Annotated in this window: 14 protein-coding genes; 8 read left to right on the plus strand and 6 right to left on the minus strand. The window is 73.5% G+C overall.

All coding sequences use genetic code 11. The features are described 5' to 3' along the window. Positions 1 to 2 precede the first annotated feature (2 nt). Complete coding sequence (locus ABZY13_RS00170) at positions 3 to 944, minus strand: LysR family transcriptional regulator (RefSeq protein WP_356626335.1); 942 nt, start codon at positions 942 to 944, stop codon at positions 3 to 5. An 82-nt stretch (positions 945 to 1,026) separates the two neighbouring features. On the opposite strand from ABZY13_RS00170, the gene ABZY13_RS00175 reads away from it, so the two are divergent. From ABZY13_RS00175 to ABZY13_RS00210, 8 genes are all read left to right on the plus strand, one after another. Beyond that, the gene (locus ABZY13_RS00175; RefSeq protein WP_356626337.1) at positions 1,027 to 1,857 is read left to right on the plus strand and encodes an SDR family NAD(P)-dependent oxidoreductase; all 831 of its coding nucleotides are present in this window, start codon (positions 1,027 to 1,029) and stop codon (positions 1,855 to 1,857) included. A 241-nt stretch (positions 1,858 to 2,098) separates the two neighbouring features. Further along, positions 2,099 to 3,670, plus strand: coding sequence for a S8 family serine peptidase (locus ABZY13_RS00180; protein WP_356626339.1), 1,572 nt, complete (start codon positions 2,099 to 2,101; stop codon positions 3,668 to 3,670). A gap of 258 nt (positions 3,671 to 3,928) precedes the next feature. Beyond that, positions 3,929 to 5,224 (plus strand): DUF4190 domain-containing protein, encoded by a 1,296-nt coding sequence (locus ABZY13_RS00185; protein ID WP_356626340.1) that lies wholly within the window; start codon positions 3,929 to 3,931, stop codon positions 5,222 to 5,224. A 168-nt stretch (positions 5,225 to 5,392) separates the two neighbouring features. After that, positions 5,393 to 6,145, plus strand: coding sequence for a GntR family transcriptional regulator (locus tag ABZY13_RS00190; protein ID WP_356626342.1), 753 nt, complete (start codon positions 5,393 to 5,395; stop codon positions 6,143 to 6,145). 321 nt (positions 6,146 to 6,466) lie between these two features. Continuing rightward, a complete protein-coding gene (locus ABZY13_RS00195) occupies positions 6,467 to 6,655 on the plus strand; it encodes an SPOR domain-containing protein (protein WP_356626344.1) in 189 nt (62 codons plus the stop codon). 69 nt (positions 6,656 to 6,724) lie between these two features. Beyond that, a complete protein-coding gene (locus ABZY13_RS00200) occupies positions 6,725 to 7,129 on the plus strand; it encodes a (deoxy)nucleoside triphosphate pyrophosphohydrolase (RefSeq protein ID WP_356626346.1) in 405 nt (134 codons plus the stop codon). 96 nt (positions 7,130 to 7,225) lie between these two features. Beyond that, on the plus strand, positions 7,226 to 7,687 hold the full coding sequence (locus ABZY13_RS00205; RefSeq protein WP_356626348.1) for an ATP-binding protein: 462 nt from the start codon (positions 7,226 to 7,228) through the stop codon (positions 7,685 to 7,687). Positions 7,688 to 8,069: 382 nt separating this feature from the next. Next, positions 8,070 to 10,715: a SpoIIE family protein phosphatase gene (locus ABZY13_RS00210; protein ID WP_356626349.1), complete on the plus strand. Its 2,646-nt coding sequence runs from the start codon at positions 8,070 to 8,072 to the stop codon at positions 10,713 to 10,715. 36 nt (positions 10,716 to 10,751) lie between these two features. Here the strand turns inward: ABZY13_RS00210 and ABZY13_RS00215 are convergent, their stop codons facing one another. The 5 genes from ABZY13_RS00215 to ABZY13_RS00235 are packed head-to-tail and all read right to left on the minus strand — an operon-like array spanning position 10,752 to position 16,273. Beyond that, positions 10,752 to 12,296 (minus strand): hypothetical protein, encoded by a 1,545-nt coding sequence (locus ABZY13_RS00215; RefSeq protein WP_356626350.1) that lies wholly within the window; start codon positions 12,294 to 12,296, stop codon positions 10,752 to 10,754. A 43-nt stretch (positions 12,297 to 12,339) separates the two neighbouring features. Continuing rightward, the gene (locus tag ABZY13_RS00220; protein ID WP_356626352.1) at positions 12,340 to 13,110 is read right to left on the minus strand and encodes a succinate dehydrogenase/fumarate reductase iron-sulfur subunit; all 771 of its coding nucleotides are present in this window, start codon (positions 13,108 to 13,110) and stop codon (positions 12,340 to 12,342) included. Next, positions 13,107 to 15,074, minus strand: coding sequence for a fumarate reductase/succinate dehydrogenase flavoprotein subunit (locus ABZY13_RS00225; protein WP_356626354.1), 1,968 nt, complete (start codon positions 15,072 to 15,074; stop codon positions 13,107 to 13,109). The genes ABZY13_RS00220 and ABZY13_RS00225 overlap by 4 nt, the downstream gene beginning before the upstream one ends. Positions 15,075 to 15,090: 16 nt before the next feature. Beyond that, positions 15,091 to 15,927 (minus strand): hypothetical protein, encoded by an 837-nt coding sequence (locus ABZY13_RS00230; RefSeq protein WP_356626355.1) that lies wholly within the window; start codon positions 15,925 to 15,927, stop codon positions 15,091 to 15,093. 58 nt (positions 15,928 to 15,985) lie between these two features. Next, entirely contained in the window at positions 15,986 to 16,273 is a 288-nt protein-coding gene (locus ABZY13_RS00235; protein WP_356626356.1) for a hypothetical protein, read from the minus strand. Positions 16,274 to 16,303: the final 30 nt, after the last annotated feature.

A 16,303-nucleotide genomic window follows, 5' to 3' on the forward strand; every position in this document is an offset into this window, starting at 1 on the left:
CCTCAGCCGGCCCCCGTCCGGGCAGCGGCGCCCGTCCCCTCCACCACCGCCGCGCACGCCCGCGCGTACGCCCGCACCAGCGGCCGGTCGCCGTCCTCCCGCCGCCAGGCCAGGACGTAACGGCTCGGGCCCACGCCCCGGACCGGGCGGGTCACCACCCCGCCCAGGGTGAGCAGCGGGGCGTTGCCCTCGGCGACCAGACAGATGCCGAGGCCCGCCACCAGGGCCTCGTAGGTCTCCTCGGTGCCGGCGATCTCCGCGCCGACGCGGGGCGGGCGTCCGCCGCGTTCGTCCAGCGCCAGCCAGAAGTCGCGCAGCGGGCCCGCGGCCGGGGGCAGGGCGAGGAAGGGTTCGTCGAGGAGGTCGGCGAAGTCGACGGCCTCGCGGGCCGCGAGCGGATGGTGCTCCGGGAGGGCGACCAGCCGTGCCTCCTGAGCCACCGGCGTCCACGCGTAACGGTCCTCGTCCGGCAGCGGCAGCCAGACGTAGGCCACGTCCGTGTCGCCGTCCGCCAGTCCCGCCGTGGCGTCCTGCCAGTTCACCTGCCGCAGCCGTACGACCGCCTCCGGGCGCCCGGCGGTGAAGCGGGAGCGGATCGCCGGCAGCAGACCGCCCCGGCCCGGACTGGTGCTCATGCCCACGACCAGCGTGCGGCCCCGGGCCGACCGCGCCGCCTCGACCGCCGCCGCGCCCCGCGACCACGCGGCCAGCATCTCCCGGGCGTGCGGCAGCAGCGCCTCGCCCGCCTCCGTCAAGGCCACTTGCTGCCGGTCCCGGCGGAACAGCTCCGCGCCCAACTGCCGCTCCAGGACCCGGATCTGCTTGCTCAGCGCGGGCTGCGACACGTACAGCCGCTCGGCGGCACGGGTGAAGTGCAGCTCCTCCGCCACCGCCACGAAGTAGCGCAACTCCCGGCCGTGCACGTCCGTCGTCGTCATGCCCAACGGTTATCAGCGCAGATCTTGGACCGGCAACCGGCTTTCGAGGGAGGGTGGTTGGCGTTGCGGGACATACCGAGGAGGGGTCATGAACAAGGTCTGGCTGATCACGGGGGCGACCAGCGGTTTCGGGCGGGCGCTGACCGAGGCGGCGCTCGCCGCCGACGACATGGTGATCGGGGCCGCCCGGCGCACCGAGGCCCTGGACGACCTGGTGGCCGCCCACCCCGGCCAGCTGGAGGCGCTGCGCCTGGACGTCACCGACACCGAGGCCGTCGATGCGGCCGTGCGGGACGTGGTGGCCCGGCACGGGCGCATCGACGTCCTCGTCAACAACGCGGGCCGCACCCACGTCGGGGCCTTCGAGGAGACCACCGAGGACGAGCTGCGGGCCCTGTTCGACCTGCACGTCTTCGGTCCGGCCGCGCTGGTGCGGGCGGTGCTGCCGCACATGCGCGAGCGCCGGTCGGGGGCGATCGTGCAGATGAGCAGCGTGGGCGGGCAGCTGTCCTTCGCGGGCTTCTCGGCGTACAGCGGCACGAAGTTCGCGCTGGAGGGCATGTCCGAGGCGCTCGCGGACGAGGTGGCGGAGTACGGGATCAAGGTGCTGATCGTCGAGCCGGGGGCGTTCCGCACCTCGCTGTTCGAGGGCAACCGGGCCGGCTTCAGCGCCGACAGCGGCGTGTACGAGAAGGTGACGCAGACCCGCGCCTACGTGTCCGGAGGCGACGGCACGCAGGCCGGCGACCCGGCCAAGGCGGCGGCGCTGATCCGGGCCGCCCTCGAGGCCGAGCGGACCCCGCTGCGGCTGCCGCTCGGCGACGACTCCGTCGGCGCGGTCCTCGACCACCTCGACCAGGTGCGCGGCGACGTCACGGCGTGGGAGAAGCGCACCCGCGCCACGGGCTTCGACGACTGAGCCGGGCGGGGCGCATCCGTGCGGGCACCCTTGTGCAATTGCCGTGCAGGCCGCAATCTTTCGCTGACGCGCGGGTGCGCCCACCCACAGGATTGACATGCACCTGACTCAAAGGCGGTCACGGGTACCACCGGAATCACCAGTGTCACCGGAATCACCGGACCCGCCGGACGCGCCCGCGCGGCACGCACCACCGTGCACAGCCCCACCAGCGCACCACCGATTGAGGAGGATCCCTCAGATGGCAGTGATGCGTCATGCCCGGCGAAGACTGACGGCGATCGGTATCGCGACCACCGCGGCGCTCGCCGCGAGCCTCGTCTCCGCCCTCCCCGCCGGCGCGGCCCCGGCAGCGGAAGGCCCCATCCAGTACGAGGGCGCGGCCAACGCCGTCGCCGGCAGTTACCTCGTGACCCTCAAGGCGGACCGGGCCCGCTCGGGCTCCGCCGCCGGGCGCGCGGTGGCCGAGAAGTACGGCGCGGACATCGAGCGCACGTACACCAAGGCCCTGAACGGCTACGCGATCCAGGCCTCCGAGACCGAGGCGAAACGTCTCGCCGCCGACCCGGCCGTCGCCTCCGTCGTGCAGAACCGCACCTTCACCCTCGCCGCCACCCAGCCCAGCCCGCCCTCCTGGGGCCTGGACCGGATCGACCAGCGGGCCCTCCCGCTGAACAGCAGCTACACCTACCCCGACTCGGCCGGGCAGGGCGTGACCGCGTACGTCATCGACACCGGCGTGCGCATCACCCACGGCGACTTCGGCGGGCGCGCCTCCTACGGCTACGACGCCATCGACAACGACAACACCGCCCAGGACGGCCACGGACACGGCACCCACGTCGCCGGCACGGTCGCGGGCACCGCGTACGGCGTCGCCAAGAAGGCGCGGGTCGTCGGCGTGCGGGTGCTGAACAACTCCGGCTCCGGCACCACCGCCCAGGTCGTCGCCGGCATCGACTGGGTGGCCCGCAACGCCGTCAAACCGGCCGTCGCCAACATGTCCCTCGGCGGCGGAGCCGACACCGCCCTGGACACGGCCGTGCGCAACGCGGTCGCCTCCGGCATCACCTTCGCCGTCGCGGCCGGCAACGAGAACGTCAACGCCTCCACCCGCTCGCCCGCCCGCGTCACCGAGGCGATCACGGTCGGGGCCACCACCTCCTCCGACGCCCGCGCCAGCTACTCCAACTACGGTTCCGTGCTCGACCTGTTCGCGCCGGGCTCCTCCATCACCTCCGCCTGGCACACCGGCGACACGGCGACCAACACCATCTCCGGCACCTCCATGGCCAGCCCGCACGTCGCCGGAGCCGCCGCCCTCTACCTGGCCGACAACCCCACGGCCACGCCCGCCCAGGTCTCCGGCGCGCTGACGACGGCCGCCACCCCGAACGTCGTCACCAACCCCGGCACCGGCTCCCCGAACCGGCTGCTGTACGTCGGCGGCGGCACCCCGACCCCGCCCGGTCCGCGCTTCGAGAACACCGGCGACTACGCCATCAGCGACAACTCCACCGTCGAGTCGCCGGTGACCGTCTCCGGCGTCTCCGGCAACGCCCCCGCCACGCTGGCCGTCGAGGTGCACATCCTGCACACCTACATCGGCGACCTCCAGGTCCAGCTGATCGCCCCCGACGGCTCGGCGTACACCCTCAAGGGGTATTCGACCGGCGGCAGTTCGGACAACATCCACACCACCTACTCCGTCAACGCGTCCGCGGAGCCCGCGAACGGCACCTGGAAGCTGAGGGTCAGCGACAACGCCAGCCTCGACACCGGGCGCATCGACTCCTGGGCGCTCCAGTTCTGACGTCGCCCGACGCCGGTTCGGTCGAGTGCCGGACCGGCAGCCCGAAGCGGCAGTCCTGAAGCGGCAATCGGACGACTGATGCCGTTGGGGATGCCCACGGCATCCCTGCCGACGTCCCGACGGGTCCCGGCCCCCCGGACCGGGGCCCGTTCGTCGGCGGGCGGCCGCACGGTTTCATCCCGGGGCGGCGGCGCGCTTACCATGCGCCAAGTCGTACGTCAGTTCTGCGTCGCCGCCCGAACCAGGAGCCCGGTACCCGTGTCGATTCCCCCGCCCCCCGGGGCTCCCGAGCCCCAGGGCCCTCACGGCCAGTACCCCGCTCCGCCGCCGAGCCCCTACGGAACCGGCCCCGGACCAGGACCGTATGGAGCCGCACCCGGTCCTCACGGAGCCGCACCCGGTCCTCACGGAGCCGCACCCGGTGCGTACGGAGCCGCACCCGGCGCATACGGAGCCGGTCCCGGACCCCACGCCCCCTCGCCCCGTCCCTCGCAGGCGCAGTCCTGGTACCCCCCGGGCCTCTACCCGCCGCCCCAGCAGCCGCCCGTCAACGGGCTCGCCATCACCTCCCTCGTCCTGGGACTCGTCTGCTGTCTGCCCGGCGTCGGGCTGATCTTCGGCGCCGTCGCCCTGCGGCAGATAGGCCGGAAGGGCGAGCGGGGCAAGGGCCTGGCGGTCGCGGGCGTCGTCCTGTCGTCCCTCGGTCTCGCGCTGTTCGCGCTGATGCTGGCGACCGGCGGCGCCTCCGAGTTCTGGAAGGGCGTCAAGGAGGGCGCCATGGAGGACGTCACGGTCGCCAGGGGCGAGTGCTTCAACACGGCAGGCTCCCTGGAGGGCGTGACCTACGACCTCGACGTGGTGCCGTGCTCCGACGAGCACGACGCCGAGGTGTTCGCCACGATCGCCCTGCCCGAGGGCGAGTTCCCCGGGGACGACCGGATCTCGCTTCTCGCCGACGACCGCTGCTACGCCCTGCGCGCCGACTACGCCATGGATGTCTGGGCACTCCCGAGCCATGTCGACGTCTACTACCTCACCCCGACGAGGCAGAGCTGGCGGCTCGGCGACCGGGAGGTCACCTGCCTGTTCGGCAACACGGACCAGGGAGGCAGGCTCACCGGCTCCCTGCGCAACGACCGGACGAACCTCGACGCCGACCAGGTCGCCTATCTCCAGGCCGTGCGGGCCGTCGACGCCGTGCTGGAGAAGGAGCCCGAGGACTACCCGGAGGACGATCTGGCCGCCAACAAGGACTGGGCGCGCGAGGTCGGCGACGCCCTCGCCGAACAGAGCGCGGTGCTCGACGGACGCGCCTGGCCGGCGGACGCCGAGCGGCCGATGGCGGCGCTGGTGAAGGAGCTGGAAACCGCCCGCGACGACTGGGCGAAAGCGGCGAAGGCCGGTTCGGCCGACATGTTCTACCTCCACTACGACAAGGCCTACGAGTTCTACGACGGCCCCACCACGATCGACGTGCGCGAGGCGCTGGGGCTCGACAGCAGCCCGCCCGAGTACGACTACGACGCGGGCGGCGACACCGGCGCGGACGTCTGACCGGCGCCGCCCGAGGGGTGTGATGCCCACCGGCATGGGGAGAAATGCCTGCGCAGAGCCCTCCCGACCAGAAGTCATCACTTCGAGTGATTCTCTGGCCTTTGCTTGCCCGCGGGAACCGAGGGTTGCCACGCTGTAGCTGTCTGTACAACCTGATGGGAGCGGCCCGTGACATTCGGTGAGCAGCCGGCATACCTGCGCGTCGCAGGTGATCTCCGCAAGAAGATCGTCGACGGTCGGCTGCCCCCGCACACCCGTCTCCCCTCGCAGGCCAGAATCCGCGAGGAGTACGGCGTCTCGGACACGGTCGCGCTGGAGGCCCGCAAGGTGCTGATGGCCGAGGGCCTGGTGGAGGGCCGCTCCGGCTCCGGCACGTACGTGCGCGAGCGGCCCGTGCCGCGCAGCATCGCCCGCTCCGGCTTCCGCCCGGCCTCGGGGGCCACGCCGTTCCGGCAGGAGCAGGCGGACGCCTCCGTGCGCGGCACCTGGGAGTCCAGCAGCGAGCAGACCCTGGCGAGCGGCGCGATCGCCGAGCGGCTCGGCATCGAGCCCGGCGACCGCGTGATGTGCACCAAGTACCTGTACCGGGAGGGCGGCGAGCCGATGATGCTGTCCACCTCCTGGGAGCCGCTCGCCGTCACCGGCCGCACACCCGTCATGCTGCCCGAGGAGGGCCCGCTCGCAGGCATGGGCGTGGTCGAGCGCATGGCGGCCATCGACGTGGTCGTGGACAACGTCACCGAGGAGGTCGGAGCCCGCCCCGGCCTCGCCGAGGAACTGCTCGCGCTCGGCGGCGTCCCCGGTCATGTCGTGCTCGTCGTGCAGCGCACCTTCTACGCATCGGGGCGCGCGGTCGAGACGGCCGACGTGGTAATTCCGGCGGACCGGTACCGGGTCGCCTACCACCTCCCCGTGAAATAGCGCACACTGCCGGGAGGCGCACGCCCCCCTGGCAGTTGCTCCCGGCACCCACGCACCGGGAGCCGTCTCCCGCGCCGGTGGATTCCGGACGTTTTCGCAGGTGGCCCGGGTGGTTCTGACACGTCGTCGAGGATGTCGGCGCACCCCGTACGCAGGGCGCTCGTCGCGTTGTGCGCCCCTTTGGCCATGGCTTGTTGCGTACCTCTTGGTGAAAAGCCGTGTTCGCTGCGTGAAGGTAGGGCGTAGGCTCGGGCATATGCGGATAGAGGTTTCCGCGGTGGGCGGGGTGCGTACGGCGGAGGCGTGAAGCGGAGGGGCGCGATGAACGACAGCACGGTGGCTCTTCCCTGGCTCGTCATACGCCAGGACGACAACGGCAACCGCTACCGCGTGGGCAGATTCGCGACCCGGGCCGAGGCCGAGAAGATCGCCGACAGCCTCGACGCCCGCGGGCACAAGCAGCTCTACTGGGTCGAGCGCATCGGCCAGGGCGTCGGCGACGGGGAATGAGGCCGCAGGGCCGTCCACCACGGGCGGCACCGCCTCCCACGGCCCGGTCCACCCCCTAAGCTCCGGCGCATGAGCGAACGGATCGTGGTGGTGGGAGCCGCCCTGCTCGACGGCGGCCGGCTGCTCGCCGCCCGGCGCAGTGCCCCGGCCGAGCTGGCCGGACAGTGGGAGCTGCCCGGCGGCAAGGTCGAACCGGGGGAGGCCCCGCAGGCCGCGCTGGTGCGCGAGCTGCGCGAGGAACTCGGCGTGGAGGCCGAGACCGTCCGGCGGGTCCCGGGGGAGTGGCCGCTCAAGCCGCCGTACGCCCTCCAGGTGTGGACCGCCCGGCTGCGCCCCGGCTCCGCGGACCCCGCCCCGCTGCAGGACCACGACGAGCTGCGCTGGCTGACCCCGGCCGAGATCTGGGACGTTCCCTGGCTGCCCCAGGACGTCCCGGCGGTCCGCGCGGCACTGCCCCACCTGGGAACTCCCTGACGCCTGCGACGGCTTCGCCGTCCGGGCTCCGGGGCGGGCGTACACCGTTCGTCCCACAGCCCCCGCGGTGGCGGTACTCGCCGCCATTCGCCGGGTATGGGGTCATATAAGCCCACGAAAAGGACAGCGGCGGGCCTGTCGGCCAGGGAAGTGATCCGCGTGATCGAGACCGAGGACGACCGCGCCGAGTGGACGTTTCCGGCGGATCCGGGAGCCGTGCGCACCGCCCGGTCCCTGGTCCGGCGCCGGCTGCACGGCTGGGAGCTGGACAGCGTCGCCGACATCGCCGCTCTGCTGGTCAGCGAGCTGGTGACCAATGCCCTGCGGCACGCCACCGGACCCATCGGCGTCCGTCTCGTCCGCCCCGACGGGGAGCCCGGTGTGCTGCTGGTGGAGGTCTCCGACCCGCTCCCGGACATGCCGCACGAGCGCGCCGCCCGCCCCGAGGACGAGAGTGGGCGCGGCCTCCAGCTCGTCGCCTCCAGCTCCCGTCGCTGGGGGACCCGGCCGGGGGAGTCGGGCAAGACCGTGTGGTTCGAGCTGGCCCTGCCGGACTGAGACGCGGGCTGCCGGGAGGCGCGACGGAACCCGGGCTGCCGGGAAGCGCGACGGAACCCGGGCTGCCGGGAACCACGACGGAACCCGGGCTGCCGGGAGGCACGACGGAAACCCGTCTGAAAGCGTCCGAAACGCGGCTTGCGGTGCGCTCGCTCCGCCCCCTTGGCCCCATGTGCGCCGTCGGCCGTTGCCCGAGTGGGTGATTCGGGGGCGTGTCGCCTGGTTAGAAGACTGGGAGTGTCGTCGCAGCACGGGCCGAAAAGCTTTCGGTCGTGCTGTGATCGTGAACACCGTGTCGTGCGGCCCCGTAGTGCTGGATACTGCGGGCAGCCGCCTTTCGGTGACCGGTGCCGGGCGCGGTGAGCTGGAGGGGACGGTTCGCGTGAGCGAGATACCAGCGAAGGCCACGGAGTCCGAGGACCCGTCGGGCCGCGCGAGGACGGAGGACGCGGGTGTCTCCGGCGAGGCGTCACCCCGTGACGCCGTCTGGCAGAGCAGTCCACCCGGCTCGATCTACGACTACATCAAGGTCGCGTCCTTTTCCATCGGCCCCGACGGGCTGGTCGAGCAGTGGAGCCTGCGGGCCGAGCAGATCTTCGGCATCCCCGCCGAGCACGCCGTCGGCAGGGACCCCATCGACGCCTTCGTCACCCCCTGTCTGCGGGAGCGCGGCCAGCGCAAGATGGCCGAGATCCTGGACGGACGGGAGTGGACCGGCGTGGTCCCCTTCCGGCTGCCCGACCCGGTGGACGACGGGCGCGGCAGGCGCGGGCGGGACGGGCTCGCCGAGGTGTACGTCATGCCGACCCGCACCGAGGACGGGCGCAAGGCCGCCGTGTGCATCGTCGTCGACGTCCGGGTGCTGCGCAGCATCGAGACCGACCTCGCCGCCTCCCAGGCGATTTTCGGCCAATCTCCCTTCGGCTTCCTGCTGATCGACCCCAGTCTGAAGGTGCGGCGCGCCAACCAGCGGTTCGCGTCCATCTTCGGCGGCACGCCCGCCGACCACCGGGGACGCGGGGTCCACGACTATCTGCCGCGCGGCGAGGCCGATCGGGTCGAGGCGACCATGCGGCGCGTCCTGGAGACCGGCAACTCCATCACGGACATGCACGTCACGGGCTTCGTGCCCGGCTCCGAGGAGCGCCGCCACTGGTCGATCAACCTCTACCGGGTGCACAGCGGAACGGGCCGCCCCATCGGCATCGCCTGGCTGGGAACCGACGTCACCGCCCGCCGGGCCGCCGCCCGTGAGGCCGCCGCCGCCCGGCGCAACCTCGCCCTGCTCAACGAGGCCGGCGCGCGCATCGGCAACTCCCTCGACCTGGAGACCACCGCCCGCGAACTCCTCGACGTGGTCGTCCCCGGCTTCTGCGACCTGGCCACCGTCGACCTCTACCAGGGGCTGCTGGTCGGCGACGAGACCCCGCCCGGCCTCGCGGACGGCAGCGCCGAACTGCGCCGCGTCGCCTTCGCCAGCGCCGTCTCCGGCGCTCCCTTTCCGGGCGCGGACAAGCCCGTCGCGGTCGGCGCGGTCCACCACTACCCGTTCACCTCGCCCTGCGCGGACGCCCTGCGCACCGCCCGGCCGCAGCACATCCCGGCCGAGGAGGGCGGCCTGCTGCAGTCCACGCTCGCGGTGCCGATGGTCGCCCACGACACCGTCGTGGGACTCGCGCAGTTCTCCCGGGCCAAGGGCAGCGAGCCGTTCGGCGACCGGGACCGGGACCTCGCGGTCGAACTCGCCGCGCGGGCCGCCGTATGCATCGACAACGCCCGTCTCTACCGGCGCGAGCACGAACGCGCGCTGATACTGCAGCGCTCCCTGCTGCCGCCGGGCGACCCCGTCGCCTCCGGACTGGACATCGCGTGCCGCTATCTGCCCGGCAACGCCTCCACGGGCCGCCCCAGCGAGGTGGGCGGCGACTGGTTCGACGTCATCGAACTGCCCGGGCACCGCACCGCGCTGGTGGTCGGCGACGTCATGGGCCGCGGGCTGCGCGCGGCCGTCGCGATGGGCGAACTGCGCACCGCCGTACGCACGCTCGCCCAGCTGGACCTCGAACCGGCCGAAGTGCTCTCCCAGCTGGACGAGATCGCCCGCGGGCTCGGCACCCCCGGCGGTCCCTCCCAGGCGTTCGGGCCCGGCGGAGGCGTCCAGCAGGCCACCCGCGCCGCCCGCAGGCCCCGCGAGGCCGACCTGTCCGAGGTGTACCTCGCGACGTGCGTGTACGCCGTCTACGACTCCGTCACCCGGCGCTGCACCTTCGCCAACGCCGGCCATCTGCCCCCCGTCCTGGTCGAGCCCGGCGAGCCCGCACTGATGCTCGACGTGCCGCCCGGGCTGCCGCTCGGCGTCGGCGGGGAACCCTTCGAGGAGGTCGAGGTCGAACTGCCCGAGGGCTCCCTCCTCGCCCTCTACACCGACGGCCTGGTCGAGTCCCGCGACCACCCCCTCGACGAAGGGCTCCAGGCTTTCGTGGGCGCGCTGACGGACCCCGCCCGGCCGCTGGAGGACGTCTGCGACCAGGTCCTCGACACCCTTGACACCCACCACGGCGAGGACGACCTCGCCCTGCTCATGGCCCGCGTCCAGGGCCTGCCCGCCGAGTCCGTCGGCGACTGGACGCTGCCGCGCGAGCCGCGCAGCGTCGGACGGGCCCGCGAACTGGCCCGCGGGCGGCTCCTCGGCTGGGACCTGGAACCCCTGGTCGACACCACGGAGCTGCTGGTCAGCGAGCTGGTCACCAACGCCCTGCGGTACGGCGAGGGCGAGATCCGGCTCCGCCTCCTGCTGGACCGCACCCTGGTCTGCGAGGTCTGGGACGCCGGCCTGGTCCAGCCCCGCCGTCGCCGCGCCCGCGACACCGACGAGGGGGGCCGCGGCCTCCAGCTCGTCGGCCTGCTCTCCGCGGCCTGGGGCTCCCGCCGCACCCACCGCGGCAAGACCGTCTGGTTCGAACTGCCCCTCCCCGACGGCGGCACCCCCCTCGCGGACCCGACCGAGGCGCTCCTCAGCCTGTTCTGACGCCCCCTGCCCTGCCGCCCACGGTTGCCTCCGGGCCTACGACGGACCTGACGTCGTCCCCCGGCGGGCCCGCGTGCGCGGTCCGCCGTAGCTCGCCGGCGCGGGGTCGGCCGGGCCTGCGAGGAGGACGCCGGCCAGCAGCGGGGTCTCCAGGTGACCGTGGTCGCGGACGTCGCGCTCGGCGAGGGTACGGGCCTCGTGGGCCAGGGCGTCGGCCGTGAGCGGGTCGTCCGGGAGCAGCCGGTGCGCCGCCGTCAGCCGGGTGCGGGCCTCGGCCCCCACCACGCCCCGGTGCGTCGTGGCGTAGTCCTCCGCCGCGCCCACCGCGCTGCGCGCCGCCAGCTCCGCCGCGGCCCCCAGCACCCCCGCGCGCCCCGACGCGAGCGGCGTCACCGCCCGCACGATCCGGCGCAGGGCGTCCAGCGGGTCGTACGGCCCCCCCGTCAGCTCCGCGCGTACGGCGGCCGGCACGGCGTCGGCGCGCACCGCCCGCGCCGCACCCGCGGCCGCCAGCTCCGTCTCCGCCCCGGTGAGCGCCGCCGGCACCAGCCCTTCCGCCTCCGCCAGCTCCTCGGCGAACCGTTCCACGCCCGCCACCAGCACCCCCGCCTGCGCCACCGCGCCCTCCGCGGCCCGCAGATGCGCGGCGGCGCGGTCGGGCTCGTCCCGGTCGGCGCACTGGCGGGCGAGGTTCAGCCGGGTCGTGGCGAACACCAGCCGGTCCTTGGCGCGGTCGAGGTGCCCGGCGACCGGGGCGACCGCGCCCGGCGCGTACCGCTTGCCCAGATCGGCGAGGAGCGACTCCGCCGCCGGCGCGCGCACCGCCGCCAGCTCACGGAACCGCGCCTCCGCCACCTCCAGCGCGGGCCCGGGCCCGCGCTCCAGCCCGCGCAGCACGTCGAACGCGGCGGCCTGCGCGTCCAGCCGCCGCCCCGCCTCCGCGCACCGGCCGACGATCCCGGCGAGCGCGTGCCGGCGGGCCGTCTCCTCCGCAGGCACCCCCTCGTCGTACCGCTGCCGCATCCGGAACGCGGCCGACAGCTCCGACTCCGCCGCCCGCAGCGCCGCCGCGTAGGGCGCCACGGCCTGCGGGCCGGCCACGGCCTCGGCGAAGAGGAGTTCCTCCCGGCAGGTGCGCACGCAGTCGTCCGCCTCCACCAAAAGGGCCCGCGCCTGCCGTTCGGGGCCGGGATCGGGCGACGGCGCGTCCGTGAGCCGTACCGGCGTCCCGCCCGGCGTCGTACGGGACCGGGCCCGCCGGGTGCGCCGGGCACAGGCGTACGCCGCCACCGCGCCGGCCGCGCCCACGGCGACCAGCGGCAGCACCAGGTCGGCCGTGGCCGTCTCCTCGACGTCGTCCTCGCGGGCGGCCGCGGCCACGGGGCTCGGCGCGGCGGCCGGCCGGCCGGCCCGCGCCGGCGCGTCCGGCACGCCGGGTCCGCCCGGCGTCACCGTCATCACCGACACCAGCCACACCACCGCGGCCGTCACGCCGAGCGCCGTGTGCGCGATCCGCACCGATATGTGCGCGGGCGCGCGCCGGGACCGGCCCCGCTTCGAGGAGGGCGAGGAGGGCGTCACATCTCGGAGCGTAGGGGCGCGCACGCGCTCCCGCGACCGGGCGTTACGTCCCGCGACGCCCGATCTTCGACCCCAGCCACACCAGGGGGCGGTACTTGCGGTCCACCGCGCGCTCCTTCAGCGGGATCAGCGCGTTGTCGGTGATCTTGATGCCCTCGGGGCAGACCTCGGTGCAGCACTTGGTGATGTTGCAGTAGCCGAGCCCGTGCTCGTCCTGCGCGGTGGCCTCGCGGTCCAGGCCGGCGTCCGCCGCCGCGTCCAGCGGGTGCATGTCCAGTTCGGCGATCCGCATCAGGAACCGCGGACCGGCGAAGGCCTGCTTGTTCTCCTCGTGGTCGCGCACCACATGGCAGGTGTCCTGGCACAGGAAGCACTCGATGCACTTGCGGAACTCCTGCGAGCGGTCCACGTCCTCCTGCATCATGCGGTACTCGCCCGGCGCCACCCCGGCCGGCGGCACGAACGCCGGGACCTCACGGGCCTTGGCGTAGTTGAAGCCGACGTCCGTGACCAGGTCCCGCACCACCGGGAACGCCCGCAGCGGGGTGACGGTGACCGTCTCATCGGGCGCGAACACCGACATCCGGGTCATGCACAGCAGCCGGGGCCGCCCGTTGATCTCCGCCGAGCACGAACCGCACTTGCCGGCCTTGCAGTTCCAGCGCACCGCCAGATCGGGGGCCTGGGTCGCCTGGAGACGGTGGATGATGTCGAGGACCACCTCGCCCTCGTTGACGGCGACCGTGAAGTCCTCCAGGCCGCCGCCGCCCGCGTCGCCCCGCCACACCCGGAAACGCGCCTCGTAGCCGCTCACTCGTACAGCTCCTCTTCGGCCAGGTACTTGACCAGCTCCTCCTTCGCGAAGAGGGCGAGCAGGTCCGGGCGGACGGGTTCGGTGGTCTCCCGTACGAGTCCGATCCGGCCGCGGGCCGGGTCGGCGGCCGTGAGACCGCCGGCCGGGTCGGTCAGCCGGCACAGCAGATTGATCCGGCGCCACTTGCGGTCCATCGACGGATGGTCCTCGCGGGTGTGCCCGCCGCGCGACTCGGTGCGCTCCAGAGCCGCCCGGGCCACGCACTCGCTGACCAGCAGCATGTTCCGCAGGTCCAGCGCGAGGTGCCAGCCCGGGTTGAACTGACGGTGGCCCTCCACCCCGGCCCGGCCGACCCGCGCCCGCAGCTCCGCCAGCTTCTCCAGGGCCTGTTTCATCTCCGCCTCCCGGCGGATGATGCCGACCAGGTCGTTCATCGTCTGCTGGAGCTCCTGGTGCAGGGTGTACGGGTTCTCCGGCGGCCCTGCGGGCTCCCCGCCGGGCGACGCGCCCGGCGTCACGCCCGCGGCGGCGCCCTCCGCCGAGAACGGCCGCAGCGCCTCCGCCCCCGCCGCCTCGACCTGGGCGTCGTCCACCACGGGCCGCCCCGCGCCGAGCCCCGCCGCGTACTCGGCGGCGTGCCACCCCGCCCGGCGTCCGAAGACCAGCAGGTCGGACAGCGAGTTGCCGCCCAGCCGGTTGGAGCCGTGCATCCCGCCGGCCACCTCGCCGGCCGCGTACAGCCCCGGCACCCCGCGCGCCGCCGCCGTGTCGGAGTCGACGGCGATGCCGCCCATCACGTAGTGGCAGGTGGGCCCGACCTCCATGGGCTCCGCGGTGATGTCGACGTCGGCCAGCTCCTTGAACTGGTGGTACATCGACGGCAGCCGCCGCTTGATCACCTCGGCCGGCATCCGCGTCGACACGTCCAGGAACACCCCGCCGTGCGGGGAGCCGCGCCCCTCCTTGACCTCGGTGTTGATCGCGCGGGCCACCTCGTCGCGGGGGAGCAGCTCGGGGGGCCGCCGGTTGCCCTCGGGGTCGTCGTACCAGCGGTCGGCCTCGTCCTCGGTCTCGGCGTACTTCTCCCGGAAGACGTCGGGGATGTAGTCGAACATGAAGCGCTTGCCGTCGGAGTTGCGCAGCACCCCGCCGTCGCCGCGCACCGACTCGGTGACGAGGATGCCCTTGACCGACGGCGGCCAGACCATCCCCGTCGGGTGGAACTGCACGAACTCCATGTTCAGCAGCGGCGCGCCCGCGAGCAGCGCCAGCGCGTGGCCGTCGCCGGTGTACTCCCACGAGTTCGAGGTGACCTTGAACGACTTTCCGATGCCGCCCGTCGCGATCACCACGGCGGGCGCCTCCCACACCTGGAACCGGCCGGACTCCCGCTCGTAGCCGAAGACCCCGCAGACCCGGTCGCCGTCCTTGAGCACCCGCGTGACCGTGCACTCCTGGAAGACCTTCAGCCGTGACTCGTAGTCGCCGGTCGCGCGGTGGTCCTCCTGCTGGAGCGAGACGACCTTCTGCTGGAGGGTGCGGATCAGCTCCAGGCCGGTGCGGTCGCCGACGTGGGCGAGGCGCGGGTACTCGTGGCCGCCGAAGTTGCGCTGCGAGATCCGGCCGTCCGCGGTGCGGTCGAACAGCGCTCCCCAGGTCTCCAGCTCCCAGACCCGGTCCGGGGCCTCCTGGGCGTGCAGCTCGGCCATCCGCCACTGGTTGAGGAACTTGCCGCCGCGCATCGTGTCGCGGAAGTGCACCTGCCAGTTGTCGTTCGGGTTGGCGTTGGCCATCGCCGCCGCGATGCCGCCCTCGGCCATCACGGTGTGCGCCTTGCCGAACAGCGACTTGCAGATCACCGCCGTACGGGCGCCCCGCTCGCGCGCCTCGACGGCCGCCCGCAGACCGGCGCCGCCGGCCCCGACCACCACGACGTCCCATTGCTGCCGGTCCACCACGGACATCACAAGGCCCCAGTCATCAGAAGAAGCGCGGATCGTCGAAGGCGCCGGACGCGACGAGGTACACGTACAGGTCGGCGAGCGCGACGCTCACCAGCGACGTCCAGGCGAGCAGCATGTGCCGGGCGTTGAGCCACCCCACCAGCCGCCACATCCGGTAGCGCACCGGATGCCTGGAGAAGTGCTTGAGCTTGCCGCCGACGATGTGCCGGCAGGAGTGGCAGGAGAGGGTGTACGCCCAGATCAGCACGATGTTGACGAGGAAGACCAGGGTGCCCAGGCCCATGTGTCCCCACGCGTAGTGCTCGTCGCGGAAGGCGAGGACGGTGTCGTAGGTGAGGATGGCGGCGACCGGGAGCGCGGCGTAGAAGAAGTACCGGTGCAGGTTCTGCAGGATCAGCGGGAAGCGGGTCTCGCCGGTGTACTTCCGGTGCGGCTCGGCGACCGCGCAGGCCGGCGGGGACGCCCAGAAGCCCCGGTAGTAGGCCTTGCGGTAGTAGTAGCAGGTCAGGCGGAAGCCGAGCGGGAAGACCAGGATCAGGATCGCGGGGGACAGGCCCCACCAGCTGCCGAAGATCTCCCAGTTGGGTCCGGACCGCATGGGCTCGCAGTTCTCCGCCAGGCAGGGGGAGTAGAACGGCGAGACGTACGGGGCGGCGTAGTAGTCGGCGTTCGCGAAGGCCCGCCAGGTCGAGTAGACGATGAAGGCGAGCAGGCCGGCCGCGTTGGCGGCGGGCGCCAGCCACCAGCGGTCGGTCCGCAGGTGCGGGGCGGCGATGGCGGCGCGCGCGGGGCCGCGCACACCGCCGCCGGAAGGCTGGGGCTCCGTGGTGGGGGGTTCCGTACCAGTGGCCAACGTTTGACTCCGGTCGGGTCAGGGGGCGCGACGGTTCGGGTCGGCGCGACGGCTCGGGTCAGGGGGCGCGCCGGTCGCGGGCGCCGAGTCCCTCGTCGTCCGTGTCGACCCACAGGCTGTTGTCGTACGGCGTGTCGGGGATCGTGACCAGCTCCGGCCGGCCGGCCGGGCTCTGCGCGGCCGCCGAGCGTAGCAGCGCCACGCTCTCGCGCAGGTGGTCGCAGTCGGTGCGGACGCGGCGCACGTCGAGCGCGCCGGCGCCGAGCCGCTGTTCCAGCCGGCCCACCGACCTGGCCAGATCGTCGAGACAGCGCTGGATGGATGTCAGTTCGTCGTGCACGGACATGACGTGACCTCACTTCCGTCGGCCGGTCGG

Origin of the sequence: Streptomyces sp. NPDC006610, from assembly GCF_040611575.1 — a bacterium.
GTDB lineage: Bacteria > Actinomycetota > Actinomycetes > Streptomycetales > Streptomycetaceae > Streptomyces.